The organism is Flavobacterium sp. (assembly GCF_043756175.1).
Classification (GTDB): domain Bacteria; phylum Bacteroidota; class Bacteroidia; order Flavobacteriales; family Flavobacteriaceae; genus Flavobacterium.
Genome location: NZ_JAYURN010000124.1, coordinates 1 through 10,204, shown reverse-complemented (window position 1 = coordinate 10,204; position 10,204 = coordinate 1). Strand labels below are relative to the sequence as shown.

Below are 10,204 nucleotides of genomic sequence, written 5' to 3'. Positions count from 1 at the left end.
TGTATAAAAGTTATATTATTCACGGTTAAAATATTATATAAAAAAAGCGAGAAATAAATCTCGCTTTTTTTTACTTTTTATTATTAACTGTTAGGTCTTTAAAGGCTTGTCCCAGTCCTGTCATATCCGAATTAAATTCTCGTTTGAAGGATTCCCAATCTGTTTGATTATTTTCGTAATCTGCGATTTTTGTTTTCAAAGAAGTATTTTTTTCTTCAAGGACATCTATGCTTTTTGCGTACGCTACATCAAATGTTTTACCTGGTTTTTTCATTGCACTTTTTAGTTCTGCGATACGAGATTCATTTTCTGAAATCGTCTTATTTGCTTCCTCTTTATAAGTTTGCCATTCAGCATCGTTTGCTTTTTTAATAGCATCTTTATTTACATCATCAGTTACAGCATCCAGATTATCAGTAGCATCTTGTACGTTTTCGACAGCATCTGCTTCTTTATCCGAATTTGATTTACATCCTGTAAACACAAATCCTGTGATAAATGTTGCAACTGTTAAAATAAAAATTGACTTTTTACTCACGCTAAGTAAATTGCTTTTTGGGAATTCGTGAATCGTTGATTTCATAATTTTAAGATTAGTTATCTGATTAAAGATTTTGGATGATTTTGTGTAATTCCTCCTTAGTTTTACCAAGTTTTACTTGAAGCTTGCCTAACATTTCGTCTTTTTTTCCTTCAAGAAACATCAAGTCATTATCTGTTAATTTTGCGAATTTTTGTTTGAGTTTCCCTTTTTGTACTTCCCAATCTCCTTTTAATTCTGTTGTGTTCATCTTTATAAATTTTAAAATTAAGAATACATTTTCTTAACATTACAAAGGTGAGAACAATACCATTTTATTTTGTTACATAATATTTAAAAGGAATTATAATATTCACATATTTAGGGCATAAAAAAGTCACAAGCCTAAAGTTTTTAATTTGTGAAGTCTTGTCAAAATTTATCTTTTTATTTATTGTACATCCCCAAATATCACAATAAAAAACAAGTAAATATTAATAACAAGGCTTAAAAAAAATTTAACTTTTTAACTTGCGACTTTGGCAATAATTAAAATTTATATCTAACTCCTAATGCAACATCCGGACCAAAATTGTTTTCTCTAAATGTATCTGAGTTAAAATATATTTCAGGGCGAAAATCTAAAGAAAGTTGTAAAGGAAAATCAAAATCATATTCAATACCAATATCACCAGCTACAAAACCAAAAGCTCCATTATCATTAATTTCATATCTATCGTGACGCCAAGTTCCTGCTCCACCACCAACTCCTGCATACCAGTTAAATCCACCATCTATATTCCAAATCCATTGGTATAAAGCTGCTAGTTTAATTGCATCTACATCATTACTGTTTCTCCAACCCAAATCTAATTCCAACCTGTTATTAGTAGCTAGTTTTCTTTGATAAGAAACTTCTCCTCCAAATCCGTCATTGTCACCAAGCCTTAAACCAATTGCATTTTTTGAAATACTTTGAGCCTGAGAGCTAAATGCTAATCCTATTAGCATGGTAGCAACTAAAATTGTTTTTTTACTCACAAAATTTCTATTGATTTTTTGGAGTTTTTGAATCTTTAATTTCATGATTTTCATTTTATTGTTTTATACAAAGATCATATCTAAAGCACTTAATTATATTATACAATTGTAGTAAAAACTAGCAAAATTCACATGTTTAAATTTTATTTTCGATATTGGTATCTTTCAGAACATTATCTAACTCTTTCTCGACTGATTCGACAGTTTCTATATATTCTCTAGACATTTCTCGTATTTCTTTTTCAGTTTTTTGGCTAGTATTCATTACCGAATTGTCGGCTGCCTTGTGAGAAGAAATAAGTTCATTCATCTTGAGATGAATTAATGCGGAATAGCGGTTGAATGATTTTTGAATAATAAATAAACTTAAAAAAGTAGTCCCAAAAATAATATCACCAATGTTTTGATGTAAATTTTTAGATGTAGGTAAATTGGTAATCCACCAAAATATAACCAAAATAAATGCTATAATAAACGAAATAGAATTTCCTAGAATTTTAGTTGCTATAGAAACTAATCGTTCAAATTGTCGTTCGATATTAAAATATGCCTTTTTCATAAATTAATTAATATAAAAACAATCATTTACAAAGGCAATTTGCTCGTTTGCAGTTAGTTTGTCTGTATTTTTAATAATCATTTCTATGTTTGCAAACTTATTATCTGTTTTTAAAATATTTGATAATTCTGTTTTTGCATTTGTTGCTCCAAACAATAATACATTATTATAATTTAGGAGTTCCTCTCTTAATTTTGCGTAAAATTCGTTTTGCATATCTTGTTCTTTATTATGCATATGGATTTCTCCTTTTTGTAAAATTTTTTCTTTTTCAAAATGATTAAATTCTGATTTTATGGTTTTTATTGCTACGGCAGTACTTGTATATTCAATAATATTTGCCGTAAAATGATCCATATATATAGCTATTTTTTTTATTGTTTCCATTAGATTAAATTTTAAAAATTATTAATAAAACTAGGGTGATTTGGAGCATATTTTCGAAGTAAATCCTGTAAAGATTCATAATAATCTTGTAGAATTTTGATATTAATTTCTGGAGTTGCAACATCGGGAATTGTGACTTGCATTTCGTTTAAATATTTCATTAACTCAGGAAATTCATTACGGATGGTCATGGTTATTTTTAAAATATTTTCGTTAAGTTCGGCTTCTGTCTTCATTTTTTTATGTAATAAAATTAAAAAAGCACCAAATATAATTGGTGCTTTTTAAGAATTAAAAATTAACCAAAATTAAATTCTTATGTTTAGATTTATAATTAAATCCAATTAATGTTTTCCTTTTTTGTTTCCTTTTCCATGATGCTTATCATTATCATGATGCTTATCATTTCCTCTAGATTTTTCCCAATTGTTATCACTTTTATAATATTTTACTTTATGCTCTTTGTAACGAGAATAAGGATTACGACCATGATAATCATTTAAAACTACAACATGACCCGCGTTTAAATTATAAGATCTGTAACGTCTTGGCAGTGATCTCGAACGAATCCAAACACCATTATTAAGATAAATAAATTGAGATTGATGAATGTCATAATACGAATTGATATCTGGTAAATAATAGTATTCTTCAGTTGTAACTGTTGGTCCCCAAACTGGAGGTGCACCAATATTTACATTTACAGAAACCTGAGCTTTTGAGAAACTAAATACTAATAGAAATGTTCCTAAAATAATTATTTTTAATGTTTTCATTCTTCTTAAATTTTTTAATGATTATTGTTTTTACAAATGTGATACTAAATATAACGTAAAATGTTATATAATTTGTACTTAAAGTTGTAAAATTATTGGTTTACCAAAAAAATAGGGGTTTTATTTTAATAACCTTATTTATTAGGTAATAAATCAATTACAACGGTTCTGTTATAAAAACGTTCTTCTGGAAATTTATTTTCGAATAATGAATATTTTACATCTTCACCATAACCATGAATTTCAAATTTTACGTCTTTTCTTCCTGAATTAGCTAAACTTTTTTCAATAATAGTTTTAACATCATTAGCTCTTGCCAAAGATAAATTTTGATTATAATTATCTTCTCCAATAATATCTGTATGTCCTTGAATAATAACAGTTGCTCCAATTGGTATTTTTGGTGTTACAATTTCAGTTAGATATTTTTCGTAAATTGCTATAGATTTAGACTCATTGAATTCATAAATAACACTAAATCTAACACTTTCTTTGATTTGTGGTGCAACATAAGGAAGAATTGTAACTGTTGCATCTTTTCTAACAGTTTTACCACTTTTAGTTTGACCAACCATTACAATATTAAAGTTTCCTTGTTGTTGATTTTTTAGAATAGTATTTCTTGAAATAATTATCTTATCCTCAGAGTATGGTCCGAAATTTTTAATTTTTCCATTTCCATCTTTCAATTCCAACATCCAAGTTGAAAATACTTCTTTTGAACCAACGTTATTAAAAGTGATATCATCCATATTTTGGTTTTGTTCAACTGTAATTATTTCAACTGGTTTCAATGGTGCATCACCACTTTGAAATTCCATTAATAACTCTGGTGAATTACTTTCAATAGTTACTCTTCTGTCACCTTCACGAAGCAAATCTAATTCTAGTTTTCCTCCAGGTTGTTCTGATGGAACAAGAGGTTTTACTCTTCCTTCGATAGTAATTCTAGAACCATTAATTGAAAATACATCTACTAAATATTTTTTAACATTTTCTGCCATTGTACGACCATCATCTGAACCTTTTTCTGATGAACCAACTAATTTTATGCTTGAAGAAGGATTTTTTTGCATACGATCTCCAAGAATATTTATAACATTATAATATACCAACATTTGTCTATCTGATCTTCCTGACATATTTTTTGGTGTATTAAATTGTACTTGATCTTCTTTAAAATCTTTTACCTGTCCTTTATTCAAAAGAACATAACGATCTGGAATTTGGTTAGAACCTAGATTAAAAAAGATGTAATTACGTAATGGAAAAACTTCACGCACGCTATTTTGTACCAGAACATTTTTGGGTTGATTAACCGAAAACTGTACTTCTCCATCAACAATTTCATCAGTTACAATTTGTTTGCCTCGTCCAAATTTTAATGCAAATCCGGCTCTTACTGTGGTTAAATTCCAAGTTTCTGTAGCACGTGGATTTTGTCCAAAATAAGGCTGAAAAGCAATAAATGGTGAAAGTACAAATTGCGTTTTGCTTATTTGTGATCCAATTGGAATATCATATCCCATTCCAATTTGCATTGAAAATATAGTTTTTTCAACTTCGCTAAAATCTCCAGTTACATCAGGATTAGTTATTTGCAAAGGATAATCAGGATTATTATCCTGCTGATAGGTAAATGATTTATTTAAATTGAAAGCCAATCTTGGCCCACCATATAAATAAAAATTAGATTTAAAAGGTGTGAATCGTAAACTTGGCTCTATAGTAAAGTAACTTAATTTTGCCTCTAAATCCGCAGGACAATTACAAGGTGTAATTACTTGTTCAAACTTTCCATTTCGATTATCATATCCTGTCTGAAACATAAATCCAAAATACGAATCTGGACGATGATATTCTACTAGAGGTGCAAGATACAAACCAACACCAAAACCATTATGAAATGCTGTAGGCGGTGTAAAATTTTCATTTAAAACTTGGGTAGAACCACGATAAAAATTAAAGTTAGCTCCTGCTGCTGCTCCAAACCACCATGATGGTTTAGTATATTGAACTTCTTGAGCCTGAACAGAAGTTTGAGTTGCAAAACATACCAAAGTTGTTAAAATAAAATGTTTTATTGGTAGTTTATTTAAGGACCATGCTTTGCATGATCCTGTTATTGATTTAAAATTTGATTTCATTTTTTTTTGAATTTTATAGTTATATATAGAATTTATTCTCATAGAATAAATCATTTATTTTATATTAATTAGGAACATTTATGGTTGTATTTACCATAGTAACAGATGCAACTAATGATATTGCTCTTCCATTCAATACGGTTTGAGCAGCATTACCAGGAGTTGAAAATGTAACGCCTGAATTTGCAATAATGGTTCCAGTCATCACTCCTCCACCTGCACCGTTTATAGTAGCTGCACTTCCTACATACCAAAACACATTTTTAGGTAAAGCACCATTTATCATTTTAACACTTTTAGCTCCAGTTGGCCCAGCAATTCCTACTGTTAATCCAGCAGCAGTTTGAAAAATCCATACTGCATTAGGATTGCCTTGTGCATCGAGTGTTAAATCGCCATTAGATATATTAAATGTTCCACTTGCTGATTTGTATATCCCAGGAGCTAAAGTTAAACCTCCAAGTTCTCCTGCACCGGGATCAATACCACCAGGCATTGAGGCTGGAGAAATACTTAAATAAGCCGCGTTAGCATCCAGTAATCCTTGTGAAGCTATAGCAAATGAAGCAGCTGTTCCTGGAAATGGTGGAGCTGTAAAAATACTTCCTGTTACATTACCAACATTTAGAGGTGTTTCAGTATAAATTGCATTTGAATCGTGAAAACCAGTTACTAAAGTAGAAGCCGCTGTTGTACCAATACTTCCGTTATTTATAACTGTATTTAATCCTTGATTAGTAATCCCTGCATTACCTCCAAAAGCACCAAACATTGAAGCTGTTCCTAAATTTGGAACCACTACAGTACTGAAACTCCATACATAATCATTTGCTAATGCTATTCCTGCTAAGTTTTTAGCACCTGTAGTAATAGTCGCAGTATAAGTAGTATTAGCTATAAGATTACTTGAAGGAGTAAATGTTGCTGTACTGCCGCTGTAAGAAACTGTTCCTAAAACTGTCGATGTACCTATTTTTACAGTAAATGTAGTTGTCGAAATAGTTAATGCATCCATTGGCATATTGAAAGTAGCAGTAACTATTTTGTTTAAAGCTACTCCAGTTGCATTGTTTAACGGATCTGTAGAAATTACAATTGGAGCTGATATAGTTCCAGTAGTAAAATTCCAAACATAATTACTAGCAATAGCAACACCAGCAATATTTTTAGCTCCAGTAGTTATCGTTCCAGTGTAAACAGTATTTGCTGTAAGTGGTAAAGTTGGTGTAAATGTAGCAGTAGTAACTGAATAAGTAACTATACCAGCAATTGATGTTGCGCCTTGTTTTAATGTAAATGTTGTTCCGTTTATTGTCGCTCCATCCATTGGAGTATTAAAAGTTGCAGTAATAATTTTATTTAAAACTACTCCAGTTGCATTATTAGCCGGATCTGTAGCAATAACAATTGGTAATAAAGTTGTACCTGTACTAAAAGTCCAAATATAATCAGACTGCAGAGCATTACCACGCAAATCTTTTACCATTGTTGTCACTTTACCTATGTAGGTTGTGTTTGCAATAAGATTACCTGTTGGGGTAAATGATGCTGTATTCCCCGAATAGGAAATTACTCCTGTAATTGGTGTTGACCCGTTTACTATTGTAAAAGTTGATTGCGTTATAGTTGCGGGATTCATTTCTTCGTTAAAAGTAACAGTAATCACTTTGTTTAGAGATACACTTGTTTCAGCATTTAGAGGACTTGTTGCTATTACTGTTGGGCAAACTCCTATAGTTTCTTGAAAATCATCTTTAGAACAAGCTCCAAATAAAACAATCATTGATAAGACAATCATTGAAAATAGTTTTTTCTGTTTCATTTTATTGTTTTTTAAATATTAGTATTAAAATTATTAAGCAAAGGTTAGCCGACTGTTCTATTGTTATGTTATATTTTTATTATGATTTGTTGCAATATTCATACATTAATAAATTGATTTTCAAAAAATTATAAAAAAAATTCGTTAGTCTGCACTAACGAATTTTTGAAATAATAAGGTTTAAGTTTGTTATTTTTCTTTATCTAATGCTTTTTTCTTTTTAGCATCTGCTTTTTTCTTTTTATTGAAGTAGCCTTTTAGTAAAAAATTATTTTGCGCTGCTTTCACGGTTTCGTTTAATTCAATAAGGGTTGAATCTACTGAGTTTCCTAGCTTCTCATCCGTAACTAATTTTGACAAAACCCCTTTTTTGTTGTTCATTTTTTTTGTAAAAACAGCAAACTCATCGGTGCTTGATTCCAGATTAGATAATGTTTTGGTTAATGATTTAGAAAAAGTAGCATCAGTCATTAATTTAGAGAGTACACCTTTATTGTTATTCATATTATTAGTAAAAATTGCCAGCTGACTGGTAATAATTCCAGCATTATCAGCACTTAATTTTACGCTTTTCATAATATCTTCAATTTCAACAGCTTGGGTCGATTTTATCAGATCATTGTCTTTTACCATAGTATTAGATGCAGTTCCTGGAGAAATAGTTAATACTTTATCTCCCATTAATCCATCAGAACCAATAGTTGCAATAGCATCTGTTTTAATATACTTTTGAACTTCTTGCTTTATAATTAAATTGACTACAACGGCTGAATCAGAAATAAATTCAATGTCTTTTACTGTACCAACATTAATTCCTGAAAAACGAACATTATTCCCTTCTTTTAAACCACTTACATTTTTAAAATGTGATTTCAATTGAAATGTGGAACGAAATAAGTTTTTATTATTCCCAATAAAATAAATGGTTATCATAAATAAGAATAATCCTAAAATGACAAACATTCCTAATTTCCATTTATAATTTGAATTTTGTGCCATACTATTATTTTTAAATTAAATAAAAAAAGAACGCACCCATTCATCGGAGCTTTTCTCTAATTCGGTATAAGTTCCTTCTGCATGTATTAAGCCATCTTTAAGAATCATAATTCTGTTTCCCGTTAGTTTAGCACATGGCATATCATGAGTAATAATAATTGAAGTAGTTTTATATTTTTTTTGAACTGAAAGAATCAATTCGCTTATTTCTCTAGAAGTTATAGTATCTAAACCTGATGTGGGTTCGTCATATAAAATAATTTCTGGTTTAATTATTAATGTTCTTGCTAAAGCAATTCTTTTTCGCATTCCACCAGATAATTCTGACGGCATTTTGTCAATAGATTCCTCTAACCCCACGTTGGTTAAAGCTTCAATAATTTGTTTTTCAATTTCATCGTCAGTCACATCTTTCGTATGGTGTTTTAACGTGAATGCTAAATTTTGTCGTACCGACATAGAATCATACAAAGCGCCATTTTGAAACATAAAACCAATTCGAGATCTAATTTCATTGAGTTCGTTATTTTTTAGTTTTGTAATATCAGTATCAAAAATCTTAATTTCACCTTTATCCGCTTCAACCAATCCCACTAAACATTTTATGGTAACTGATTTTCCTGAACCAGAACGACCCAAAACAACCAAATCTTCACCTTTATTTACAGTCAGATTCACATCTTTAAGCACTTCATTTTCTCCGAATGATTTGCATAAGTTTTTTATAGAAATAATTACTTTATTATCCATAATTCCTAAAAGAATAAATCTGTTATTTGAACTGCTAACATGTCAAGTATAAAAATAGAAAGTGATGCAGCGACAACGGCTTCGTTAGCTGCAACACCAACACTTGCTGTTCCGTTTGAAGCATTAAATCCTTTGTAACAGCCTATTAAACCAATAAAAAATCCGAAGAAAAATGTTTTAATTACAGCTGGAATTAAATCAATAAACTCTAAATGCTCTATTACATCCGAAAAATAGCGATATAAACTCATACTTCCACGAACATTATATCCAATATAACCGCCAAAAATTCCAACAAAATCAGCAAATATTACTAAAATAGGAAGCATTAATGTTGTGGCTAAAATTCTGGTAACTACTAAATATTTATACGGATTTATAGCCGAAACTTCCATGGCATCTATTTGTTCGGTTACTTTCATGGAACCTAATTCGGCACCAATACCAGAAGCAATTTTTCCTGCGCAGATTAAGGCTGTAATCACAGGAGCTATTTCTCGTACTAATGATAATGAAACCATACTTGGCAACCAACTTTCTGCTCCAAATTGAATCATTGTAGGTCTTGATTGTATAGTTAATACTAATCCCATTATAAAACCAGTTATACTGACTAAGGGTAATGATTTATATCCGACAGCATAACACTGACGAAAAAATTCGTTAATTTGAAATGGAGGTTTTACAATTTCTTTAAAGAACCGTCCAGTAAACAACGAAACATTGCCCGTATCTTCGAATATATTTTTTAGATAAGTTTGCATAGTTTAATCAATTTAAAAAATCTACAAGGCTTTAAAAACCTTGTAGATCTATAGTATCAATGTTATTTGTTAGTACCAAAAACAACTGTTTTGGTGAGCATCTTCTTCTCTTGACTAAACAACATTAACTATTCTGTTAATTTTTTTCATTGGCAGTTGCATCTCGCAATCGTTTTACTTTATCATGATCTGATTTCAATAATGAATAATGTTTGTTCAGCATATCTTGCTCTTTTGAATTGGTAACTTGATGCTCTTGAATCAATACTTTTTTGTAAGTTCCGAGCATTACATCTTCACCATATTCACAAGAATTTAAAATTGTATTTCTGTCATTTCCAGTCAATGCAGCTTTTACATCCATCCAAGCTCGAAAAAATTTTCCCGTGACTCTTGTTCCTTCATCAGGAGTTCCTCCAAGTCTTGTAACTTCGGCAAC

13 protein-coding genes are annotated in these 10,204 nt (G+C 30.2%); all 13 read right to left on the bottom strand.

Going from position 1 to position 10,204, the window contains the following annotated elements; all coding sequences use genetic code 11:
- Positions 1-70: 70 nt before the first annotated feature.
- Positions 71-583 (bottom strand): hypothetical protein, encoded by a 513-nt coding sequence (locus tag ACH2BP_RS09920; RefSeq protein WP_395059444.1) that lies wholly within the window; start codon positions 581-583, stop codon positions 71-73.
- A gap of 22 nt (positions 584-605) precedes the next feature.
- Complete coding sequence (locus ACH2BP_RS09915; RefSeq protein WP_395059442.1) at positions 606-791, bottom strand: CsbD family protein; 186 nt, start codon at positions 789-791, stop codon at positions 606-608.
- Positions 792-1,069: 278 nt separating this feature from the next.
- Positions 1,070-1,606: a hypothetical protein gene (locus ACH2BP_RS09910; RefSeq protein WP_395059440.1), complete on the bottom strand. Its 537-nt coding sequence runs from the start codon at positions 1,604-1,606 to the stop codon at positions 1,070-1,072.
- 91 nt (positions 1,607-1,697) lie between these two features.
- Positions 1,698-2,120 (bottom strand): low affinity iron permease family protein, encoded by a 423-nt coding sequence (locus ACH2BP_RS09905; protein ID WP_395059438.1) that lies wholly within the window; start codon positions 2,118-2,120, stop codon positions 1,698-1,700.
- Positions 2,121-2,123: 3 nt separating this feature from the next.
- Positions 2,124-2,507, bottom strand: coding sequence for a hypothetical protein (locus ACH2BP_RS09900; RefSeq protein ID WP_395059436.1), 384 nt, complete (start codon positions 2,505-2,507; stop codon positions 2,124-2,126).
- 11 nt (positions 2,508-2,518) lie between these two features.
- On the bottom strand, positions 2,519-2,743 hold the full coding sequence (locus ACH2BP_RS09895; RefSeq protein ID WP_395059434.1) for a hypothetical protein: 225 nt from the start codon (positions 2,741-2,743) through the stop codon (positions 2,519-2,521).
- A gap of 108 nt (positions 2,744-2,851) precedes the next feature.
- Positions 2,852-3,283: a hypothetical protein gene (locus tag ACH2BP_RS09890; protein WP_395059432.1), complete on the bottom strand. Its 432-nt coding sequence runs from the start codon at positions 3,281-3,283 to the stop codon at positions 2,852-2,854.
- A gap of 134 nt (positions 3,284-3,417) precedes the next feature.
- On the bottom strand, positions 3,418-5,430 hold the full coding sequence (locus ACH2BP_RS09885) for an OmpA family protein (RefSeq protein ID WP_395059430.1): 2,013 nt from the start codon (positions 5,428-5,430) through the stop codon (positions 3,418-3,420).
- Positions 5,431-5,494: 64 nt separating this feature from the next.
- A complete protein-coding gene (locus ACH2BP_RS09880) occupies positions 5,495-7,252 on the bottom strand; it encodes an Ig-like domain-containing protein (RefSeq protein ID WP_395059428.1) in 1,758 nt (585 codons plus the stop codon).
- A 189-nt stretch (positions 7,253-7,441) separates the two neighbouring features.
- The gene (locus ACH2BP_RS09875; RefSeq protein WP_395059426.1) at positions 7,442-8,251 is read right to left on the bottom strand and encodes an MlaD family protein; all 810 of its coding nucleotides are present in this window, start codon (positions 8,249-8,251) and stop codon (positions 7,442-7,444) included.
- A gap of 15 nt (positions 8,252-8,266) precedes the next feature.
- Positions 8,267-9,001, bottom strand: coding sequence for an ABC transporter ATP-binding protein (locus tag ACH2BP_RS09870; RefSeq protein WP_395059424.1), 735 nt, complete (start codon positions 8,999-9,001; stop codon positions 8,267-8,269).
- Between the two features lie 5 nt (positions 9,002-9,006).
- On the bottom strand, positions 9,007-9,765 hold the full coding sequence (locus ACH2BP_RS09865) for an MlaE family ABC transporter permease (protein WP_395059422.1): 759 nt from the start codon (positions 9,763-9,765) through the stop codon (positions 9,007-9,009).
- 136 nt (positions 9,766-9,901) lie between these two features.
- On the bottom strand, positions 9,902-10,204 hold a 303-nt coding region (locus tag ACH2BP_RS09860; RefSeq protein ID WP_395059420.1), incomplete at its 5' end, for a PA2169 family four-helix-bundle protein.

Excerpts from the sequence above, each read along its gene's own strand:
- ACH2BP_RS09920 (WP_395059444.1), bottom strand. The coding sequence starts at position 583 with ATGAAATCAACGATTCACGAATTCCCAAAAAGCAATTTACTTAGCGTG.
- ACH2BP_RS09915 (WP_395059442.1), bottom strand. The coding sequence starts at position 791 with ATGAACACAACAGAATTAAAAGGAGATTGGGAAGTACAAAAAGGGAAA.
- ACH2BP_RS09910 (WP_395059440.1), bottom strand. The coding sequence starts at position 1,606 with ATGAAATTAAAGATTCAAAAACTCCAAAAAATCAATAGAAATTTTGTG.
- ACH2BP_RS09905 (WP_395059438.1), bottom strand. The coding sequence starts at position 2,120 with ATGAAAAAGGCATATTTTAATATCGAACGACAATTTGAACGATTAGTT.
- ACH2BP_RS09900 (WP_395059436.1), bottom strand. The coding sequence starts at position 2,507 with ATGGAAACAATAAAAAAAATAGCTATATATATGGATCATTTTACGGCA.
- ACH2BP_RS09895 (WP_395059434.1), bottom strand. The coding sequence starts at position 2,743 with ATGAAGACAGAAGCCGAACTTAACGAAAATATTTTAAAAATAACCATG.
- ACH2BP_RS09890 (WP_395059432.1), bottom strand. The coding sequence starts at position 3,283 with ATGAAAACATTAAAAATAATTATTTTAGGAACATTTCTATTAGTATTT.
- ACH2BP_RS09885 (WP_395059430.1), bottom strand. The coding sequence starts at position 5,430 with ATGAAATCAAATTTTAAATCAATAACAGGATCATGCAAAGCATGGTCC.
- ACH2BP_RS09880 (WP_395059428.1), bottom strand. The coding sequence starts at position 7,252 with ATGAAACAGAAAAAACTATTTTCAATGATTGTCTTATCAATGATTGTT.
- ACH2BP_RS09875 (WP_395059426.1), bottom strand. The coding sequence starts at position 8,251 with ATGGCACAAAATTCAAATTATAAATGGAAATTAGGAATGTTTGTCATT.
- ACH2BP_RS09870 (WP_395059424.1), bottom strand. The coding sequence starts at position 9,001 with ATGGATAATAAAGTAATTATTTCTATAAAAAACTTATGCAAATCATTC.
- ACH2BP_RS09865 (WP_395059422.1), bottom strand. The coding sequence starts at position 9,765 with ATGCAAACTTATCTAAAAAATATATTCGAAGATACGGGCAATGTTTCG.